This is a genomic window from Actinomadura fibrosa, from assembly GCF_900659615.1.
Classification (GTDB): Bacteria; Actinomycetota; Actinomycetes; order Streptosporangiales; family Streptosporangiaceae; genus Spirillospora; species Spirillospora fibrosa.
In genome coordinates, this window is record NZ_CAACUY010000566.1 from 1 (window position 1) to 536 (window position 536).

Genomic DNA, 536 nt, shown 5'->3' on the forward strand with positions numbered 1-536 from the left:
AACTCGGCGGCGGCGGTGCAGCGCAAGGCGCAGTCGCAGGGCGTCAAGACGATCGACTACGACCGGCTGACGCTGGGCGGGGTGTCGGACTACTACGTCTCGTTCGACAACGTCAAGGTCGGCGAGGAGCTGGGCAAGGGCCTGCAGAAGTGCCTGGGCGGCAAGTCGGCCAACATCGCCTACCTCAACGGCTCGCCCACCGACAACAACGCCACCCTGTTCGCCCAGGGCGCGCACAACATCCTGGACAAGGTCTCCACCTACAAGAAGGTCGCCGAGCAGCCGGTCCCGGACTGGAAGCCGGAGAAGGCCGCGACCATCTTCGAGCAGATGTGGACCGAGCAGAAGGGCAAGATCGACGGCGTGCTGGCGGCCAACGACAACCTCGGCAACGCCGCGGTCGCCGTCGCCAAGAAGAACGGGCAGAGCGGCAAGGTCGCCATCACCGGCCAGGACGCCACCACCCAGGGGCTGCAGAACATCCTGGACGGCAGCCAGTGCATGACCGTCTACAAGCCCGTCAAGCAGGAGGCCGA

The 536-nt window shown here is 66.2% G+C and carries 1 protein-coding gene; it reads left to right on the forward strand.

Translation table 11 applies throughout. The annotated features are described in order from the left end of the window. A partial coding sequence (locus E1300_RS49695) for a substrate-binding domain-containing protein (RefSeq protein WP_165503370.1) occupies positions 1-536 on the forward strand: 536 nt, incomplete at both ends.